The sequence below is a fragment of the Myxococcales bacterium genome (assembly GCA_022563535.1).
Classification (GTDB): Bacteria; Myxococcota_A; UBA9160; order UBA9160; family UBA4427; genus DUBZ01.
Genome location: JADFNE010000028.1, coordinates 15,585 through 35,867, shown reverse-complemented (window position 1 = coordinate 35,867; position 20,283 = coordinate 15,585). Strand labels below are relative to the sequence as shown.

General features: G+C 59.0%; 19 protein-coding genes. 8 read left to right on the top strand and 11 right to left on the bottom strand.

Features of this window, described 5'->3' with window-relative positions:
• Window positions 1–3: 3 nt before the first annotated feature.
• Window positions 4–756, bottom strand: coding sequence for a VOC family protein (locus tag IH881_10715; protein MCH7868157.1), 753 nt, complete (start codon window positions 754–756; stop codon window positions 4–6).
• Between the two features lie 385 nt (window positions 757–1,141).
• Between IH881_10715 and IH881_10710 the strand changes: the two genes are divergently transcribed.
• Entirely contained in the window at window positions 1,142–1,657 is a 516-nt protein-coding gene (locus IH881_10710) for a DUF4381 family protein (GenBank protein ID MCH7868156.1), read from the top strand.
• A 65-nt stretch (window positions 1,658–1,722) separates the two neighbouring features.
• On the opposite strand, the gene IH881_10705 is transcribed toward IH881_10710, so the two are convergent.
• Window positions 1,723–3,369: a sulfatase-like hydrolase/transferase gene (locus tag IH881_10705; GenBank protein ID MCH7868155.1), complete on the bottom strand. Its 1,647-nt coding sequence runs from the start codon at window positions 3,367–3,369 to the stop codon at window positions 1,723–1,725.
• A gap of 391 nt (window positions 3,370–3,760) precedes the next feature.
• Here IH881_10705 and IH881_10700 point away from each other — a divergent pair, with 391 nt between their 5' ends.
• From IH881_10700 to IH881_10670, 7 genes are all read left to right on the top strand, one after another.
• Entirely contained in the window at window positions 3,761–5,290 is a 1,530-nt protein-coding gene (locus tag IH881_10700) for a response regulator (protein ID MCH7868154.1), read from the top strand.
• A gap of 102 nt (window positions 5,291–5,392) precedes the next feature.
• Window positions 5,393–6,133 carry a protein-L-isoaspartate(D-aspartate) O-methyltransferase gene (locus tag IH881_10695; protein ID MCH7868153.1) on the top strand — a complete coding sequence of 247 codons (741 nt, stop codon included), beginning with the start codon at window positions 5,393–5,395 and terminating at the stop codon, window positions 6,131–6,133.
• A 96-nt stretch (window positions 6,134–6,229) separates the two neighbouring features.
• Window positions 6,230–6,673, top strand: coding sequence for an SRPBCC domain-containing protein (locus IH881_10690; GenBank protein ID MCH7868152.1), 444 nt, complete (start codon window positions 6,230–6,232; stop codon window positions 6,671–6,673).
• Window positions 6,674–6,709: 36 nt separating this feature from the next.
• The gene (locus IH881_10685; GenBank protein MCH7868151.1) at window positions 6,710–7,816 is read left to right on the top strand and encodes a DUF1214 domain-containing protein; all 1,107 of its coding nucleotides are present in this window, start codon (window positions 6,710–6,712) and stop codon (window positions 7,814–7,816) included.
• A complete protein-coding gene (locus IH881_10680) occupies window positions 7,813–9,051 on the top strand; it encodes a sulfotransferase (GenBank protein ID MCH7868150.1) in 1,239 nt (412 codons plus the stop codon). The genes IH881_10685 and IH881_10680 overlap by 4 nt, the downstream gene beginning before the upstream one ends.
• The gene (locus IH881_10675) at window positions 9,048–9,896 is read left to right on the top strand and encodes an SDR family NAD(P)-dependent oxidoreductase (GenBank protein MCH7868149.1); all 849 of its coding nucleotides are present in this window, start codon (window positions 9,048–9,050) and stop codon (window positions 9,894–9,896) included. The genes IH881_10680 and IH881_10675 overlap by 4 nt, the downstream gene beginning before the upstream one ends.
• A gap of 94 nt (window positions 9,897–9,990) precedes the next feature.
• Window positions 9,991–11,607, top strand: coding sequence for a glycosyltransferase family 39 protein (locus IH881_10670; protein MCH7868148.1), 1,617 nt, complete (start codon window positions 9,991–9,993; stop codon window positions 11,605–11,607).
• Here IH881_10670 and IH881_10665 read toward each other — a convergent pair.
• The 9 genes from IH881_10665 to IH881_10625 form a co-directional block, all read right to left on the bottom strand.
• Window positions 11,604–12,959, bottom strand: a complete 1,356-nt coding sequence (locus tag IH881_10665; GenBank protein ID MCH7868147.1) for a sigma-54-dependent Fis family transcriptional regulator — start codon at window positions 12,957–12,959, stop codon at window positions 11,604–11,606. The two genes, IH881_10670 and IH881_10665, sit on opposite strands and share 4 nt — an antisense overlap.
• Window positions 12,960–13,120: 161 nt before the next feature.
• Window positions 13,121–13,681 (bottom strand): response regulator, encoded by a 561-nt coding sequence (locus IH881_10660; GenBank protein MCH7868146.1) that lies wholly within the window; start codon window positions 13,679–13,681, stop codon window positions 13,121–13,123.
• 51 nt (window positions 13,682–13,732) lie between these two features.
• The gene (locus tag IH881_10655) at window positions 13,733–14,116 is read right to left on the bottom strand and encodes a VOC family protein (protein ID MCH7868145.1); all 384 of its coding nucleotides are present in this window, start codon (window positions 14,114–14,116) and stop codon (window positions 13,733–13,735) included.
• 87 nt (window positions 14,117–14,203) lie between these two features.
• The gene (locus IH881_10650; protein ID MCH7868144.1) at window positions 14,204–14,746 is read right to left on the bottom strand and encodes a DUF4262 domain-containing protein; all 543 of its coding nucleotides are present in this window, start codon (window positions 14,744–14,746) and stop codon (window positions 14,204–14,206) included.
• Window positions 14,747–14,842: 96 nt separating this feature from the next.
• Complete coding sequence (locus tag IH881_10645; GenBank protein MCH7868143.1) at window positions 14,843–16,168, bottom strand: ABC transporter ATP-binding protein; 1,326 nt, start codon at window positions 16,166–16,168, stop codon at window positions 14,843–14,845.
• A gap of 24 nt (window positions 16,169–16,192) precedes the next feature.
• Window positions 16,193–17,038, bottom strand: coding sequence for an ABC transporter permease (locus IH881_10640; GenBank protein MCH7868142.1), 846 nt, complete (start codon window positions 17,036–17,038; stop codon window positions 16,193–16,195).
• Window positions 17,039–17,041: 3 nt separating this feature from the next.
• Window positions 17,042–18,451: a radical SAM protein gene (locus IH881_10635; protein ID MCH7868141.1), complete on the bottom strand. Its 1,410-nt coding sequence runs from the start codon at window positions 18,449–18,451 to the stop codon at window positions 17,042–17,044.
• Entirely contained in the window at window positions 18,448–19,374 is a 927-nt protein-coding gene (locus IH881_10630) for a glycosyltransferase (protein ID MCH7868140.1), read from the bottom strand. The genes IH881_10635 and IH881_10630 overlap by 4 nt, the downstream gene beginning before the upstream one ends.
• On the bottom strand, window positions 19,371–20,210 hold the full coding sequence (locus tag IH881_10625) for a motility associated factor glycosyltransferase family protein (protein MCH7868139.1): 840 nt from the start codon (window positions 20,208–20,210) through the stop codon (window positions 19,371–19,373). Before IH881_10625 ends, IH881_10630 begins: the two co-directional genes overlap by 4 nt.
• Window positions 20,211–20,283 lie beyond the last annotated feature (73 nt).

Sequence of the window (20,283 nt, the reverse complement as noted above, 5' to 3'; positions counted from 1 at the left end):
ACGCTAGGCTTCGCGCAGCACCATGCGCGTACCGCAAGCCGTAAACTCGTTGGCATGGGTTTCGAGTCCGTGGCGCCTGGCTCGACCGATGACTTCGTCCACATCGTGGACGATCAGATCTACCGCACACACACCATCTCCTCGGCCATCGCGTGCTCGAGTGAAACGCAGGCACCCCGCTTCGAGTGGGATCTCGATACCGCCGTCAATCGCATCAATGATCGGATGTCCGGTGATGCGAGACCAGCGCTCGGCCGTCTCGCGCATAGCGCTCGTTTGTATTTGGACGCCGTCGATCCAGCAAGTCGTATGGGTCAACCGATGCGATTCCCAATCCGGACCGGCCCAATGCCATGAGCTCGGGGGCTTCGCAACATCGAGGGACAGGATCGCCCCACCGACGTCCTTGGGGTGCAGGTGAATCGTCGCAATGTCTTCGAGTGCGTGCTCGAAGGTAATGCGCACTCCGATCTCAGCGAGTTGCTTGCGATGAACATCCAGATCTTCGGTCTGAAGGATCACCATGTAGCCACCGTCGCCGAGACGCCGGTCGAGCAATCGCCCCGCGGCCGTATCCTCCTCCACGGGTGACACCACTTCGAGGAACGTATCGCCAACGGGAATGACCACATTGGAAAGCCCAAAGACCGAGACCCCCGGATCTCGGAAGGCGACCTCCAGACCCAGAACTGAGCAGAGCGTGTGTACCGTGGGTTCGAGATCTTTTGCGACGAGTGCGATCTGTCGAATTCTCATTGCTACACCTCCAATTCGGATAGCGAACCAAGGGTTGACTGGTTCCCACGGAGCCATTGTGGACATCATCGTACATCAAACAGTGTATTAGCCGTCGCGAGTTCTTCGCTCGAACAGTGTGTCAACGAAATCGCGTATGAGAACCCTCCTGGGTGTGCGATAAACATCTTGATTGAGCGAATTTCTTGAAGATAATTCTTCGTGCGACTACCACAATGTCCGCAGAACGCTATCAGTAGGCGGCGATCTGATGCAGCCGATTTCTATTGAGAATTGCGTCGGTGAAATTTGCCACCCGAGTCGCCCCTGCCGGACAAGGGCTTTGGGGTCGAAGCTCCGAAATAACTGCTGGGACGTCGAAAGTCGCCAAGAGTTGGAGTTCATCATGTCAGTCACGAACTCAGCCACCAAGTACGAGATTGCCGGTCGAGACCTCGCGAATATGGACGCCGCTTCGGAGTTATACCTGGTCGGGGATATGCTTTCCCTACCCACTCTCGATCTCTCTGCGGCTACGCTCAACCGCGCGCTCCGCGACGTCGCTCTCGAAGAACTCACGCTCGTTCGTGCGCGATACGACGTACACAGAGACCCCGTTCGTTGCGCCGTTGGCATTTCGGTTGTCCTGCGTTCGCTGGCAAAGGACCTGTTCGGAGAGAAACGGATCGAACAGCTGCGCCGGGGGAGTTGGCTGCGTTTTCTGCTGCGAACCTCCGACCAGCCGCCGCTTCGACCCGACGTCCTCGAGACCATGAGCGCGGCGCTTTACGAAGAGCCGCCGGGGATGAAGCTGCCGGAAGATTGCACTTTCTGGTTCCAGGCCGCGGAAGACTGGATCGATCACCAGCGCGATCAACGGCCACTGATGACCTGTGCGGAACCCGTCGAATCCGACATCTAGGAGTCTGCGCGGCAGAAGGCTCCTAGCTCGGTTTTTCTGTGGGCACTGCTCGAACTAACGGACCGTCACTCGCCGTGGGGTCTCCAGCCGGATGCCACGATCCCATCGAGTTGCTCTTGCAGCGCGAATTGGGCGCGTCGAGCTTCTTCACCCATTTCCGGCCCGATCAAGTTGTTCCGTTCGAGGGGGTCGTTTGCGAGATCGTACAGCTCATCGTTCCACTCGCGGGGATTCTCTTTTTGGAAGCGAATGAGCTTGAAGCCTCGAACATCCCGAATGGCGTTTGCGACGGGAAACTGGTCCTCTGGTTCCTCTGTCCTGAAGAAGAGCTCTGTATATACGAAGCGCCTCGCAAACGTTGAAACGTCGGGATCTGACGATTGGAGAACCGGCAGCAGACTGTGCGAGTCCAACACGACCTCGGATTCAACATCCAAAATCGCGCTCTCTTGCGATCTCGATATTTCGGGCATGGATGATGGATATCTACTCGGCACGCTGGCGTCGACATCGAGCCCCGCCAATTCGAGAACGGTTGCAAACAGGTCGGTCGTGTTGACCAACACCTGGCTTTCCCTTCCGCCTGTCGGAGCCGTATTCTCGACCCGCGCACCCGCGATCACGAGAGGAACATTGATTCCGCCTTCATAAGGCGTGCCCTTGGCACGACTTGCAAGGAAACTGTCGGACGCAGCTTCCTTGATCGTCCCATTGTCTCCGACAAAAATCACCGTCGTTCGACCCAGGGATTCTGCAGACATCTCCCGGTTCAGCAGCCGACCAATTTCGCTGTCCATCGCTTCAATCATCGCGTGGTAACACGGAATGAGGTTCTCGGGATGTTCATACAGAGGAAAATTACTACAGGTGAGCTTTGCGTCCGATAAATCACCCCGGTGAAGTTCGGCCGGAGGCTTGTGGAAGGGACTGTGAGCGGCATTGAACGCGAGCCATACGAACCACGGATCGTCGGGACGCTGCGTTTCGAAGTCGCGAATCCACTGCCCTGCGTGACTGACGATCTCGCTCGTATTGTATTTCGAGTTGATCATCGGCCCCTCGATTCTCGTGGAATCGTTGGCGACTGAAACGATTTTTATTTCGCTCCAGTGCGAATAGCTGTATCGAATGTTCTCGAACACTCCTCGGAAATACGAAAAGCCCGCCCGAATCGGAGCCGCCAAATACCTGCGGTCATTACTGCTGGTTGCACCAGCGTTCAAATGCCATTTGCCGAAGGCCGCAGTTCCGTAGTGGGCGTTGGGATGACGTACCAGAACTTCGGGGAGCGTGTGCTCCCGATCTTTCAGGTCCGCACCCGTTCGGGCCACGAAGCCCACTCCAGTGCGAAAGCTATAGCGGCCGGTCAAGATGGTGGCGCGAGTCGAAGAACAAACGGGATTCGACCAGACGTTTCGAAACATGACGCCTCGCGCCGCGAGAGCATCGATCGTGGGGGTTCGAGGGGGTTGAGTGCCTTCGCCGTAGACCCCAACTTGATCGACGCCCAGATCGTCTGCGATGATCATCAAGATGTTGGGTGGGCGCGGCGAACCCTCCGCAGATCTCGAATTGGATGGCGACGCTGCATTTCCGAGTTCGGGTCCATCATCGCCGAACCCTGTCGCCGTCCCCCAGAAGGATACGGTTGTGATGGCAAAGGCGATTGCGGCCGCAACCGATAGCCACAATTTGATTCCGCTCGACCGCATTCCCGGGACTCGTGTTGGGTTCAACGCACCATGTTTTCTCGGGGCCTAGTCTACCATGCCTTCGCCTGCCTCTTCTCGAAAGCCGAAACGCAGTCTATTCTTGTCGTCCGACGACTTGCTACACGGGAGCTGCGGGACGATGCACGGTAAATGGACAGGTTTCGCGGCAAACGGAATCGCGGGATTGCTCGCGCTGGGTTTGGGCGTGGCGCTCTCCCGTGGAGCGTGGCTGTGGGCGTTCGCGGCCGGCGCAGCCTGGGCCGCGATTTCAATTACCGGTTCATCTCTTGGTTCATCTTTTGGTTTCGTTTCGGGTCTGCGACGGCCAGTTGAAACGAGCCCCGAAAAGCGTTCGCCCGAGTCGTCAGATCTTCCAATATTCGAATCTGATATGCGGGCCCTCCTCGACTCGGTGCCCACGCTGATCTGCGTGGTCGACGCGGAAGCTCGCTTCGAATACGCAAACCGTGCCCAGCAAGATCAACACGGGCGTCCTGCGCATAGCTTCGTCGGAGCCAGCATTCTCGACACGATTGGAGAGTCAGCCTTCGCAATCGTTGAACCCTACATTCGCCGGGCACTGCGAGGCGAACGAGTCCGTTTCGAAGTCGAGTTTCCGAACCCGGAAGCTGGCGGCCACCCTCTCTACTTTGATTCGGTTTATGTACCTCGCTTTGATTCCGATGGATCCGTATCTGGCTTCTACTCCTTTTCTGTGGACATTACCGAGCAGAAGACGGTCGAAGCAGAGCGGCGAGCGCTCGAACAGCGCATGATGCAATCCGAAAAGCTCGAAAGCCTCGGAATGTTGGCGCGCGGCGTCGCACACGATTTCAATAATTTGTTGGTCAGCATCATGGCCAACGTCGACATCGTCAGGTTTGATTTGAATAACGGTGGGGCGGTCGATGAAGAGCTCCGTCAAATTGAGATCGCCGCACAGAATGCGGCAGTACTCTGCCGTCAGATGCTCGACTACTCGGGCCAGGCCGACACCGAGCTCGAGTTGGTTGACCTTTCGAGTCTCGCAAAGGAGTTGTCGGACGTACTCGACAATACACTCCCAGCTTCGGTCAGTCTGCGCTTCGATCCTGAAGCATCGATGGCCCCAGTTCAGGGTAATCCCGGCCAATTGCGCCAGGTCATCATGAGTTTGATCACAAACGCCTGGGAGGCCATGCCGGAGGGCGAGGGCTCGATCACGATCAGTTCCGGAGTGGTCTATGCAGATACCGAGACCCTCGCTGGGAGTTACATCGACGACGAGCTCCTGCCCGGGCAATACGCATTCTTACAAGTCAGCGACACCGGCAGCGGAATGAACGAAGAAGTCATTTCCAACCTATTCGATCCGTTTTACAGCACCAAGTTCACCGGTCGAGGTTTGGGACTTGCAGCGGTCCTTGGCATCGTACGCGGTCATCGTGGAGCCATCGAGGTCGAGAGCAAGCTCGAAGTCGGGACGCAGATCCGGATCCTGATCCCGGTCCTCGAGGCGCAAGCAAGACCCAAGCCTCCAGATGAATTCGATGCGATCGACGAATGGCGAGGCAGTGGTACCGTACTCGTGGTAGACGACGATCCGGGCCTGCGCAGAGCAACACATCGAATCCTGACTGGATGCGGCCTGCAGCCACTGACGGCGGAAGGCGGCAACGAAGCCCTCGAGATCATCAAGCAACTTCCGCCCGGCAGCCTGAATCTGATCGTGTTGGACCTGACAATGCCAGGCATGGATGGAGCGGAAACTCTCGCGAAGATCCGAAGAATCGACGCAGAAGTTCCGGTCCTATTGTGTAGCGGACACACCGAAGCCGAAGTAAAGAAGCGCTGCAAAGGGCTCCATTACTCTGGCATGCTCGCCAAGCCCTTCGGTTTCAAGTCCTTCGCGAGCGCCATTCGGGCGTTGCTGGAACCCTGAATCTGGGCGCTTTGTTCGGTTGTTCAACACTGCCCGCGCGAAACCGCCAGCGGGTGGCAGAGGAGGGAGCGCGTGATTCTCTCAGCCGTGGCAGTCACGTCAATGGCTTGGCTGCTACTCTACCCGGGCCCAGCGTTTTCCGATGCGCCGTTGAAAACTCCCGCACGCGAATCGAATCCTGGAATCGCAAGTGAACGCTCAGAGAACCGCCATCGCGAGGCCCGACGCCGCATGGTCAAGGATCAGCTCATCGCGCGAGGCATTGTCGACCAAAACGTGTTGGCCGCCATGGGCCAGGTTCCGCGCCACGAGTTTGTGAGCGAGCAACTGCGCGAGATTGCATACTCGGACAGGCCTCTCCCGATCGAAGAAGGCCAGACCATCAGCCAGCCATACATCGTCGCCATCATGACTGAACTCGGCCGACTCGACAAAAACTCGCGGGTGCTCGAGATCGGTACGGGCTCGGGTTATCAGGCCGCCATCCTCCAGTTCGTCGCGGGTGAGGTCTACAGCATCGAGATCATCGAGGCGCTGGCCCAACTCGCCCTCAAGAGGCTGCCGCGACTCGGGTTCGGCGAAGTTCACCTGCGCCAAGGCGACGGCTACCAGGGTTGGCCAAAAGCCGCGCCATTCGATGCGATCCTGGTGACGGCAGCGCCCCCCTCGGTACCCGAGCCTTTGCTCGAACAACTCGCTGTGGGGGGAAGACTGATCGTTCCGGTCGGTACCTGGGATCAGGAACTCGTCGTCTACACCAAGACACCCAGCGGAATCGAGCGCGAGTCGATTTTTCCCGTGCGCTTCGTCCCGATGACCGGAAAGGCCCAGAAACCCCACTAGCGGGCCGCACGAAGATCTGACGAAATTCGCCGCGACCCAAGAAAATTGCTCGCTGGGCGAGGTGGGACGCCGCGCGGCGTTGTAGCGTTTGAGAATATGCCGACTCCTCAGATCGTCAAAGCCGAAATCGAGATCGACGCGTCGCCCGAGGTCGTGTTCGATATTCTCACGGACCTGGCGAAGTATTCCGAGTGGAATCCCTTCACGCCGCATATCGAATCGACCCTCGAGGTGGGAACCCCGGTGCGAATGCAGGTCCGTCTCGGCACCGGCTCCCGGCTGAAGCGTCAGGTGGAATACGTAACCGCCAACCAACGCCCTGTTCGACTTTGCTGGGGCGCGAATATCCCGTGGCGTTTCTTGATCCGCGCGGATCGTTGCCAAACCCTCGAACCCCTTGCGGGTGGGCGCACGCGTTACATTTGCACCGACGCGATCAGTGGCTTGTTGACACCTCTAGTGATTCGTTTTTTTGGCCCCGCGATGCAGCGAGGTTTCGAAGACTGTGCCCTCGCACTGAAGAAACGCGCCGAAGGTTGAACCTCGCGAGCGTCCGCCCCGCACCCGGAGAAGTACATGACCGACCCGAAGAGCAATACCCCACACGATCGTCTGATGAGTGGCGAAACCTGGGACGACTTTTGCGACACCCTCAAGAGCGCGGGAAAGACGATCCTCGCCGAGGGCCAGCCCGAGGCCGCCCTCGACCGCGCCGAGGGCTTTCGCTATTTGAGTCGGCTTACCCGTGCCGCGCTCGAGACCTTCCTCGAATATTCTGACCCACTGGCACCGGTACTCAATCGACCGATCCACGAAACGGCAAAGATCGGGGCGGACAACCCTGACAACTACTACCAGCACGCAACCCTATCCGGAGCGCACGACTACCTGATCAAGGGCAAGCGAAACACGATCCAGTATCTCGACTTCGCCACCCAGAGCGACGGAATTGCGAGCAGCGGTGATTCCCAACAGGGCGGACACCTCGACAGCTCCGGTCTCGTCATGGACGACGAGGGGTGCTTCACCATTCAGATCAGCTGCGACGAAAAGCCGGGCAACTGGCTGCGCATGACTCCGGACACCACTGCGCTACTGGTGCGGCAGACCTTCGCCGATCGAGACACGGAAATCCCCGCCGACCTGACCATCGAGCGCATCGGCGGAGACGGAAAGCCCACCCAGCTCACCCCCGAAGCTCTCGACGCCGGACTCGCTCGGGCATCGGGGCTCGTAGTTTCGTGCGCTGCCTTGTTTTCGAGTTGGGCTCGCGGCTTTCAAGATCACACCAACGAACTGCCCAAGTTCGACGATTCGGTTTCCATGGGAGCCGGGGGCGACCCCAACATCTGCTACTACCACTCCTATTGGAACCTCGGCCCGGAGGAAGCATTGGTGATCGAAGCCACGCCACCCGAGTGCGATGCGTGGAACTTCCAACTCAACAATCACTGGATGGAATCTCTCGACTACCGTTTTCACAAGATCCATGTCAACAAACACACGGCGGTATACGAAGAAGACGGGTCTGTACGCATCGTTGTCGCCCATCGCGATCCGGGAGTTCCGAATTGGATCGAGACCGCGGGACACGCCCAGGGCACGATGTGCTTTCGCTGGATTCGGGCTGCTGAACATCCCCAGCCGAAGTGCCGGGTCGTCAAGCTGTCGGAGTTGTCGTGAGCTTCGAAACCAAACCCTTTCCGCTGCCAGCGCGGGCCCTTCTCGCCGGCTGGCGAGGATTGTCGCGCATCGGGATCGGACGGGTCTCCCTCAACCAGGAGAATCTCATCCGCGCGGCTCGTAAGTCTGCAGGACTGCACGACTTCGTCGACGAATCGTTTCGCGAACCCATGCGGCTCATGTTGCACTCGCTCGAACACGAGGGAGCGCTCCATCCACTGGGCCGGGCCACGATGCGCGAAAGCCTGATTCGCGCATTGGTAAACCGCTTGCGGCTCGAAGACCTGAGTGCCCGTCATCCGGAAATCGGCGCAACACCAGTGGAGAATCCTGTCTTCGTTGTGGGTCTCCAACGCACGGGCACGACGATGCTGCAGCGTCTACTGACCTGTGAACCGCGCCTGCGTGCAATGCCAGCCTGGGAAGGACTCAACCCCGCCCCCTTTCCAGACTCCGCCAATCCGGGCGGACCGGATCCTCGCATCCGACTGGCAAAGATTGCAGAGCGGGCGCTTCGCTATCTCTCCCCGGAACTCTTTGCCATTCATCCCATCGAGGCCGAAGAACCCGAAGAAGACATTCACCTGCTCGACCTGAGCTTTGTGAGTCCAGCGGTCGACGCCATCGCTCGGGTGCCGAGTTACCAGGCTTGGTTTTGTCAAGTGGATCAGCTCCCCGCCTACCGATACATGCGCCGACTCATCCAATTCTTGTTGTGGCAACGTCCAGGTCGCTGGCTGGGCAAGACCCCCCACCACCTCGAGTACCTCGACGAGCTGTTGACCGTGTTCCCAGACGCAAAGGTCATCATCACCCACCGAGACCCAACGCGGACTGTGGCAAGCTTTTGCAGCATGATGGGTCATTCGCGGGCCATGTTCGCCGACCGGGTCGATCCCGTGGAAATTGGCGAGCAATTCAGCGCCAAGGCCATTCGCGCCGTTGAGCGATCGATGCAAGCTCGGCGACGCATCGACCCGGGCGCATTTCTCGACGTTCTCTATCAGGATCTGGTCAGCGACCCGCTCAAGCAGGTGCGGCGCGTCTACGACTTCATCGGCATGGAACTCGAACCGACGACCGAAGGCGCAATGAAACAATGGCTGCGCGTCAACACCCAGACAAAACACGGCGTGCACGGCTATGAGCTGGCGGACTTTGGGCTCGATCGCGAAGCCCTCGACTCTCACTTCAGGGCGTATCGCGACCTTTACGGGGTACCGATCGAGTCATGAACTCACTCGAAGGCAAAGTCTGTCTCGTCACAGGAGCCACGGACGGCCACGGCCGCGCGATGGCCAGGCAACTCGCAAAGCTCGGCGCGGACGTCGTCGTCCACGGTCGCAACCCCGAAAAGTGCGCCGCCGTGCAACAAGAGATTGCCGCGCACAGTGGCGGCAAGCTTCCCCAGGTCTTACTCTGTGATCTCGCCTCTCGAGAATCGATCGATGCAGCGGCCGCGCAGTACCTCGCAAGCGGGCGCCCTCTCGACATTCTGGTCAACAACGCTGGCATGGTGAGTCTCGAGCGTCAGGAGAGCGTAGACGGCCATGAACTCGTGCTGGCGGTGAACTTCTTCGCAATGTTCCAATTGACCATGCGCCTTTGGCCGCGATTGGTCGAAAGCGCACCCGCCCGGGTGATCAATCTCTCCTCCGACACCTACAAGATCGGCAACCTCGACCTCGACAATCTGGCCCTCGAACCCTATTCGGTGGCCAACGCCTATTCGCGCTCGAAACTCGCGGTGGTTTACTTCACCCGAGAACTCGCGCTGCGCACCGCGGGACAGGGCGTCACCGTAAACGCCGTGGACCCGGGACCGGTCGCTTCGAACATCGGAGCCAACAACCCGGGCCTCCTCTATTCAATCGCCAAGCCCATGATCAAGTACCTGTTTCCGAGCGCCGACCGCGCTGCCCGCACTGCCATGATGCTCGCGACCGATCCCAGCCTGAAAGATGCGAGCGGTGGCTACTACCGCTCGATGAAGCTGCGAGAAAACCCCCTCGACTTCGATACCAACTTCTCTCTGCGCTTGTGGAAAATTGCGAGTGCGGCGACGGGGACGGATCTTTAGCAACCGGGATCACATGAGCGCGCGGAAGTGAGGAGCAGAGAACGGGATGACGGGCGATTGGGGGCGGCCAAGGAGCGAGCGAATCCGGCGTCTCGTGAGCGCTCGTGGTACGGCATGGCTACTGGCCGCCGCCATCGCCCTGGGCGCCGCGCTACGTTTTCGCCTGCTCTCGCTGCCCTTCGAACGAAACGAGGGCGAGTACGCCTACGCGGGGCAGCTCATGCTCCAGGGCATCTCACCCTACGAACTCGCATACACGATGAAACTTCCCAGCGTGCCGGCGGTCTACGCCAGCATGATGTTGCCATTTGGGCAGACTCACGTTGGAATACACTTCGGCCTGCTCCTGATCAATGCCCTGACGGGCTGGTTGATCTTCGCAGTGGGCCGGCGGCTGATCGGAAAATTTTCCGGGATTTCGGCGGCGGCTTTCTTCGCCGTAACTTCGACATTGCCCGCAGTCGAGGGGTTGTGGGCCAACGCCGAACACTTCGTCCTGCCCTTTGCGCTGGCGGGAATCACGGCGTACTTCCGCTGGCTGGACGACTCGCGATACCGAGATCTGCTGATCTCGGGCCTGCTACTCGGCTGTGGCATTTTGATGAAACAGCAGGGCGCCGCGTTCCTGTTGTTTGTGGGACTATGCCTCGGATGGAAGCTCTTCGTCACGCGGACGGGCCAGTGGCAAACCGCCATGCGTGCATTTTCCAGTCTCGCAGGAGGCGCTGCGCTTCCCATTGCACTGATGGCGTTGATCGCATTGGCCTTGGGTAGCTTTGACAAATTCTTGTATTGGACGACCGACTTCGCGTCCCCGTACACTGTCAGCAACAGCTTCGAGCGCGGCTGGTTCAATTTCTTGCACACGGGCGGAGCGGTCTGGCAGCAGGCAACCGCTGTGGGACTCTTGGCTGCAGTAGCTCCGCTGTGTCTCGACTGGTCTCCGGCTCGTCGTTTTGCTTCGATGCGCCTTCTTCTGTTCGCTCTATTGTCGTTCTTGGCAGTGTGCCCGGGGCTCTTCTTTCGGCCCCACGATTTTGTCTTGCTGTTGCCTGCTGCGACAATGCTCGCCGGGGCCAGTCTGGATCGTTGCTATCAAATCCTTTGCGATTTCACTCACAACAGTCTGCTTCGTGCCCTGCCCGGCGCCATCGCGCTGATCGTCGTGCTGGTCACGCTTGCGGTGAACCAGGGCGACCTGCTCCACGCCACCCCCGACCAGTTGTTGCGCAGGACTTATGGCATCAATTCCTTTTCCGAGGCGGTCTCGATTGGCAGTTACTTGCGAGAGCACACCCAATGGGACGAAACCATTGCGGTGATCGGCTCCGAACCGCAGATCTACTTCTATGCCCAGCGAAAATCTGCCACGGGTCATATTTTCACTTATCCCTTGATGGAAGACCGTCCTCAGGCCGCGACGATGCAGCTGGAAATGGCGCGCGAAATCGAAGCCGCCTCTCCAAAATATCTCGTTTACGTCCACGATCCCAGTTCGTGGATGATGAACAGGCGATCTTCCACTTTGATCTTCGACTGGCTCTCGGAGTACAGGAACCGCTATCAGATCGTGGGGTGGACTGAAGCGGGCGCCAAAGCGTCAGCTGTTCACTGGGGTAGACCCACGATCTGGCCGCCCAGGTCATCGAGTTGGATGGCCATCTACCGTCGCACCGAAGCGCCCGACCCTCTCACGCGCGGAAACCGTTAGCGAAAATCTCGCGTGTTCATTCTGAGATCGCGAATGCGCCGCTGAAGCGTCCTCACACTCACATCGAGGGCTTCGGACGTTGGCCCCAGGCGACCTTTGTGCGCGCACAGGGCCGCAGCCACTTGGCTCCATCCCAACCCCCGTCTGTTCTGGGAGGAAACCTGCGAATTGCCGCCGGAGCGAAGTTCGAAACGCTGGATCTCCACTTCGTCGGTCCACAACAAGGTGCGGGTGATCGCGTGACGCAACTCTCGAACATTGCCCGGCCAGGAGTGAACTCGAAGCTGGTCCAGCGCCGGTGTGGATGCGCGCCGCAATCCGAAATCCCCGGCTTCGGCAGCCAAAAAGTGATCCACGAGCATCGGTAGATCGACCAGATGCTCGCGCATGGGCGGGACAGCGATGCCCATGACATCGAGCCGGTAGAACAGATCCTCTCGAAAATTTCCTTGCTCGACTTCTTCGAGCAAGTCGCGGTTCGTGGCAATGACGACTCGAGCCTGGGAGTGGATTTCTCGCGTATCTCCTACACGTCGATAGCTCTTGTCTTCGAGCACCCGCAAAAGCTTTGCCTGGGCGTCGAGGGGCAACTCTCCGATTTCGTCCAGAAAGATCGTGCCGCGGCCCGCGGCCGCAAATAGCCCCCGTCGGTCGCGAACCGCTCCGGTGAAGGCGCCGCGAATCGACCCGAAGAGTTCACTTTCGAAAAGACTTCCCGTGATCGCCGCACAATTGACGGCGACAAACGGCGCGTCGGCGCCGGGTCCGGCGCGGTGTATTGCGCGGGCAACCAATTCTTTTCCGGTTCCGGTTTCGCCGGTGATCAGCACCGTTACATCACCGTTGGCGCAGCGATCAATCCGGCTTCGCACCTCGCGCATCTGCCTGCTGTTTCCAATCAGTGTGCATGAGGCAGAACCGCCGCTCCTCTGTTCACCCGGAGACTTAGCGAAAGTTCGATCGTCTACGTTGAGATTCACCAGATTGATCACCGTGTCTCGGAGCAGATCCAGGTACTCAGGACGTTTGACCACATACTCCGCGGCACCCGCCTGGAGAACCTGAATTGCAGATTCGGCTTGATCATCTGCAGAAACGAACACAACTGGCGGTGGGTTCCCTTTGCGAGAAATCGTTTTCTGAATATCGTGCCCGCTGCCGTCGGGCAGGCCCAGGTCGATCACCACACAGGCATACTCTCTGCGATGAAGTGCGCGGTATGCATCTCTACAGTTGGAAGCAATCTCGGGCCGAATGTCGATCGCGGACAGCGCTTGGGTGATCAAGGTTGCTGTAGTGGGATCATCCTCAACGATGAGCAAACTCGGTGACACGGCATCCGATGCAGTCACGCCCCCCCCCCGGAAATTTCGCGCGTGTTGCTTATAACATGCCTGGATGCGGGCTCGAGCGCCCTGCTCCACAGTTGGTCGGGTCTGGTCGCAATTGGCTCGGATTGGCTGTGGCTTGGTCGATTGAACGAACGCAGGATCGAGTACGTCGCCGGCTGGCGTTACTCGTCCAGTCCCAGCGTAGACATGCGACTGCGCAACTTCCCTCGACCGATGCCCAGCTCTCGGGCTGTGGCCGAGACGTTCCAACAATTTCGCTGGAGAGCTTCGGCCAGCTTGCCGCGCTCTTGTATTTCGTACTCGCTACGAGTTTCGGACACGAAACTTGTGGGTTGTCTCTCGTGTAGTTGGTGTAGATCGATGATCGAAGAAACTTCCTCGCTCAGCTCGCTGAGATACTCGGGTCTCTTGACGACGTATCCCCTGGCTCCCCGTTTCATCGCCCGCACCGCATGCTCCGCATGGTCGTCAGCGGTTACGAAGAGCACGGGCAAGGGGTTCGAGCGCTTGCTCAAGAAGTCTTGCACTTCGAACCCGGACCCATCGGGCAAGTTTTGATCGAGAACTGCGAGGTCAAATGCAGATTCAGTCTCGAGCAACCGGATCGCGCCTGCGATCGTACGCACGGGGACAACCTCTGCCCCAAGTCCCGTGAGCCGCTCAGTCATGAGCACCGAATGTGATTCGTTGTCTTCAACCAGCAGGAGTTTCAAAGGTGACATGGCCCGCCTCGATACGCTCGTGAATAAATCAGTTCTCGGCCATGTTGGCGTCTAGACCGGCTGGTCGGATACGTGGTTTGAGTTGAACTTGATCGTGTGTCCGGATGGTGCGGTAACCGTGAAGGAACTGTGGATTTCCCCCGACTCAATTTCCGACGTGACATAATTGAGCGCGCGAATTCGCTCGTAGCTGGCGTCCAGATCTTCGACCATCAGATCGAAGGGAGCCTCACCCGATGCGGGCTCGTCGCAGTTCGTGAGAACCAGATGAGTCCCACCGCGGAGCTCGAGAATTGCGAACTCATCGCCCTCCATCAGCAGCCGCATACCGAGTTGAACCATGAATTCGGACATCGTCTTGACGTCCTGGGTCGGGAGTTCAACGTGGCCAATCCACACGCCAGGTCGTCCGTCTTTTGGTCCGTCTTCTGGCATGACACCTCCAATGCGCAGTGTGGCGCTGGCGATCGGCGCGCCACCAGAACGTTACCAAACCCCGAATGCACGACCCTACTCACGACCCTACTGCGGGTCTCCGAGTGAACGCAAAAGTGCTTCGACATTTGCGCTGACCGGATCGGACTCGAAGAGCATGGGCTGCGCCCAGGTCCAGTCTGGGTCAAAGCCGTCCTGCCAGGGGAAGCGGTCGCCCTTGTCGGGCCAGAGTAGCTGGAGAGTGGAAAAAGACGGTCCGTCGTTGAACCAGAGGGCGGTTCCGAGAAACGGCCGGTACCAGACCGGCAGCACTGGACGAAAGGTGAGTTGCACGCCTTCGAGAAGTCCTGCGTACTCGCGCCCCGGTTCGTAGACCTGGCCCTCGCGAATTGCATCGCCAAGATCGTTGAGGAGCGGATGGGCAAGTTCCGAGTCGAGGCCGAAGACCACGATCTCGGGATGTTTCAGGCTCTGCTCAAGGCCGATCGTGAAGGCCCATCCCGGGGTTTCGTTTTCTGGCAAGATGTTCACAACGTGCCACCCGTGAGTATTCACGTCGTGGATCACCTTTCGATCGCTGTCGTCCCTGGCTTCCGGAATCGGTCGGCCCTCCGTTCTGATGCCGTTCATATTTGTGAGTCTATTGATGTCTATTGATTGGGCAGTTGCCGGATTGGCAACCCAATGCACGTGCGAGGTTAGCAAACCGCCCTCAGGTAGAGGCGGTTACTCGCTGGACGGTTCGTCGTCCTGCGCGCCCTCGATGCTCCAGCGACCCTCGAGATAGAGAACGCCCTTCGAACGGCTCAGGCTGTAGCCGCTATCGTAGACATCTGCATCGGTAACCTCGAGCACAGCTGCCCGATCGACATAATCGAGCCGCCCTTTCGTGCCGACGCTGGCCACGCTGATCGCAAGGGGATAGCGCCCTGGGACAAAGGGAATGCGGTCGATTTCGAGGGTCGCGATTTCCGACCAGGACCTCGGTTCCTTGATCCCGCTGCAGCTCATCGCCGTATTGAGGTCGCAGAGCCAGCGGTCATTACCGTCCTTCACGATCAAACTGACGCTCGCCCCCTTGGAAGCCGACATTCCTTCGAGGTGGACGCGCACGAACAGCTTCTCTCCCATTGCGAAGCTGCTGCGCGGGTTCATCTCAGCATCGAGCAACTCGAGCTTGCGGATGATCAGATCGGGCCCCGACCAAGCGTTTTTGCGAGCCGATAGATCGAAGCTGCCGGGAGTGAGTTCGCTCGATTCCGCGGCCGACCGATCGAGGTAATCCTGAATGACGCCCTGGGGTTCGCCAGAAAGTACACAGCGTCCATCCTCGATCAGGATCGCACGAGTGCAGAGATTCGAGATTGCGGACATGTTGTGGCTCACGAAGAGGATGGTCCGCCCTTCCCCGGCGATGGAATCCATCTTCCCCATGCACTTGCGTCGAAATTCGGCGTCTCCCACCGCCAATACTTCATCGATAAAGAGGATCTCGGGCTCGAGAAAAGCCGCGACCACAAATCCGAGGCGCATCCGCATGCCGCTCGAGTAGCGCTTCACAGGCGTATCGATAAAGGTTCCGATCTCGGAGAAATCGACGATCTCGTCGAAGCGAGCCTTGATCTCGGCTTTGCGCATCCCGAGGATGGCCCCGTTCAAGAATACATTTTCGCGTCCGGTCAACTCGAGATGGAACCCGGTTCCCACTTCGAGTAGCGATCCCACCCTGCCGTGAATTTCAGCGCGGCCTTCAGTTGGAGCCGTGATGCGCGAGAGCACCTTGAGCAGTGTCGACTTGCCCGCACCGTTGCGACCGAGGATCCCGATGACCTCACCTTTCTTCACCTCGAGATCAAAGTTTCGCAATGCCCAGAAGAGCTCGCGCTCGACCGCAGCGTGGGCATTGCCACCGATCGACGGAACGAACCGGCGGAGTTGGCCCCACAGCCGACCCATGGCGGCTTCGCGAAAGCTCAGGGTGAGGTCGGAAGCTTCTCCAACCCGGTAACACTTCCCGAGTCCTTCGGTGCGAATGGCGATGTCATTGCTCATCGCGTGCTCGACTCCTATACGAGATCAGACCGCATCGGCAAACTTCCGTTCCATCCGATGGAAATAGCGGAGCCCGACGACCATGAACAACACGCTGGCGGGCACTCCCAACGCCAGCAGCATCCAGGGCGGGCTGGCATCCGTCATTTCGTGATGCACGAGACACCAGCGAAAGGCTTCAATCTCGCCGACCAGTGGATTGAGGGCATAGAGATATCGCCAGACTCCCCAACTCTCGGGCAATTGATTGAAAGGAAGGAGCACCGACGCGTACATCCAGGTTTGCACCAGCACGGGCACCACGAAGCGAACGTCCCGGTAGCGCACTGCGAGTGCGGCAAACAGCGTCCCGACCCCAACCGCGTTCAAGAAGAAGAGGAGCATGATCGGGGGAATCAGGACAATGGTGTCGGCGGGGACGATGCCGAAAGCGATGATGACCAGGAGCATCATCACAAAAGAGATCGCGAAGTCGATACTGCTCGCCACGCACGCACTCACTGGGATGAAGAGTCGCGGGAAATAGACCTTGGTGAGGAGATGTGACTGCGCGACCAATGAACCGCTCGACGCGGTGAGGGCATTGGCGAAGAACTGCCAGGGAACTAGCGCGCACAAATAGAAGACAAATGGGTCGAGACCGTTTGACGGAAGTTTTGCGACCTTGCCAAAAATCACACCAAAGATCAGCATTTGCATCATGGGAACGAGCACCGCCCAGGCTACGCCGAGCAGCGTCTGCTTGTACCGCACCTTGACGTCGCGCCAGGTAAGGAAGTAGAGCAGATCCCGATAGTGCCAGTACTCGCCCAGGAAGTGCCGGGCCGAGACCGATTCAGGGTTGATGTAGGTAATGGGGATTTCAGCCACGGTCTACACCTCCATCCCGAGCAGTCGACGCACCACCGACTTTGCAATCGACATCACGCGGATGTGTGGCATGTGGAGCTGCGCCAATTCGCTCCGGTAGCGGCGGTAGTGAGCGAGGTTCCGCAATGCAATCGCAATGCCGGTAAACCTCCCGGTCGTGCGCGCGTGGAGAAGTGCTGCGTGCAGCTCCATCGTCTTGGGCTTTACATTTGGGGCGCGAGGGCACTGCGCACAAAAACCGGGCAGGTTCTCTCCGGTCAAGAGCGAACGGCGCAACGCCGTGTAGGATTCTCCGTGCCATACCGCACCGAAGGAGGAAACGTCGGCATTGCCCATCTCGACATCACGACCCGTGGTCGAGCAGCACAAGCCTACGCTTCCGTTCAAGCCTACGAAGGGCTTCTCGAAGGGAAACAGGCAAAGCTTCGTCTCGCCGCGACTCACCGGAGAATGCGGTTCGTCGTCGAAGTCGTCGTCGTCACTCACGGCCACGCCTTCCGCAACATGCTCGACGAGGTTTCGATACGGTTCGTTGACGAGCAACGAGATGCCGCGCTTGCTGGCGTTGGCCGACGCCGATCGCCAGATTTCACGCAGGCGATCTGGATCGTGCACCAGGCTTTGGCCCTGGGTGTGTTCCATGCCGTCGGCCGGGCGCTCCATCAAGCTGCTCAGGGTCACGGAATCGGCGCCGAGATCCGCTGCTAGTTCCACAAAGTCGGGGAACTCGGCGATATTTTTCTTCATACCCACAAACGAGATATGCAGGCGCGGATAGCGAACGCCGCGTTCGTCGCGCAGGCGCACGAGTTTGGAGAGGTTCTCCTTTACGGCCTCGAACTGCGAACCGCGCATGATCTCCATCGCGGTCTTGGCTGTTGCGCCGTGGAGCGAAACTCGAATCACTTCCATTTGCAGATCGACGATTCGCTCGCGCACCTTTTCGGTGATCGCCGTACCGTTGGTGATGACAGCGATCTCCCGCGCCCGACTCCGGGCCGCTTCGACGAGCTCGGGCCAGCGCTTATGCACGAAGAACTCAGCCCCACCCCCGCTGAACATCACTTGACGCATGGGTACTTCTTCGCGCAAACGCGCACGCAAAACTTCGGGATCGAGTTCGGGCATCTGTCGAACCTTCCAGCCCTTGTCGCTGCGAACGCGATGGAAATCGCACATCTCGCAGACAACATTGCAGCGGCCAGTCGGATCAAAGGTGATGCTGATCGGGTAGTGGTCCCATTCGACCAAGGGTTCGATCCCGCCCTTCGCAGCTCGACGGATCGGGGATTCTCCGATCGACGCTGCTGAACGCGCGGCGAGATCATCCATCCCCGTAGGACTCGCAAGGCGAAAGCGTTCGAGAAATGCCTGGAGTTCGGGATCGGGGCGGGGCAGCGAAGGATCGCTCACTTCACACCTCCGTTTCCGCGTTCTTCGCTCGCGTTCTTTTCTCGGATCTTCTCTCGGATGAAGCGGCGGCGCTCAAAGGCGATGCGCGCAGCCCAGACGAGTTTGCGAAATAGCAGTGCCGCCTGCCCAGCGGGTCGACGCAAGTGCCGGCGCAAACGCTCGACCCGTGGGAGCGTGGGGAGGCTTGCATTCGGATCTGTAATGCGCGCACGTGAGATCGTGCCGAAGTACATGCGTTTCACGAAATATCGCGGCTGCATGCGTTCCACTGGAACCTGGTGAAACACGGTTGCGGCGGCGACGAAGCGGCGGCGAAAGCGCTGATCGCCGAGATACCACTCTTCGCCTCCGGTCAGATCCTCACCGGTGCGCCCCAGCCGCGCATCAAAGGCGTGCTCCATCAGCAACGTGCGCGAGGCGCCGACGTTGGTACCCAAGAAATACTCGTCGGTGGCAAGCCAACGGTCTTGCGCGCCAAAGTGTTTGAGAGACCAGTGGGGCCACCAGCTGTACTCCAGCTCGGGGGGAGGTGGCTGTTCGAACAAAGGCTGGATATTGCCCCCGATCACGTCTGGACTCTGTTCCTCGATCGCACGGATGTAACTCTCGACCAATCGGGGCGACGCGGTTGCGTCGTCGTCGATGAAGAAGACAAAGTCGCCTCGGCTCTCGAGCACTGCGCGGTTGCGCGCGTTCGACAGACCGAGCTTGGGTTCTATGACCAGTCGGATCTCACGTCCCGTCCCACATATGTCATCGACCACACGCTTCGTAGCGGCCTGGGCCTGAACATCGTTCTCGATGACGAGAATTTCATAGCGATCCGGGTCGGCACTCTGGCAGACGAGGCTCCAGAGGGTGTCGGCGATGCGAGAGGCTCCGTCGAGAGTGCACACGCACAGGCTGAGCACAGGATCCTTCACTGGCCAACCTTTCGGGCAAACAACATGTCGAACGGCACTCGCTCAAAGACCTCGAGTTTGCCCCCTTCGGTCGCATTGATGACCTTGCGCCCGACCTTGTCGAACTCCGCCCTAGCCTTCTCATAGGCGAGTTCCATGCGGTCGGTGCGCGGTGCGTGCCAGCGCTTGCCCTTGCCGAAATAGTCGGGGTGAAAGTGATTGGGATCGTCGGACTGAGAAGTCCATTCGTTCTGGTTGCTGCCCTTGACCACATCCGCGGGTTCGCTGTAGTTGTGATCGAAGCCCACCAGGATGACAGGATCGAATTCCATGTAGTAGGCGAGCTGGAGACAGAGATAGCTCACCGTCCCCCCTACCCAGAGACAACGGGATGCGTCTGCGCTGAAATAGGGAAACTCGGGATAGGCCGAATAGTCGTAGAGGACGTTCGCATAGCGCACGTCCCCCGTTTCTCTAATTCTGTTGCGATAAACAGAACCATAAATCTTGGTTGGGCCCTCGAGCGAAGCGATCGCGTCGGCGCGATCCTCGACGACCAGTGCGTCTTCTACGACGTAATAGGTGGGAAGGAAACCGAGCCAGTCCTCGATGAGAAATATGCCGTTGACGCCAAAGGTCACCTCGTCCTTCAAGAGATCGGGGTCCACGGCCTTCAGCGATGGGCCTCCGCCCATGATCACGCAGCGCTTGCCCTTCCCACTCCCGCGCAGGCTGGCGAGTTCCGGATTGATCCGGGCATGCCGAGATTCGAAGCGGAAGTAGGCGTGAGAACCGCGCAGTGAGGTCAGCGCGGCACGTCGCAAACGTCGCCAAAGTGTGGGTTCGCCGGGGACCATCGTCTAGCCAACATCGGCGTAATTGCCCCCCGATGTTAGGAATATTCTGAGGGTTTTCCGGCCAATGGAGGCT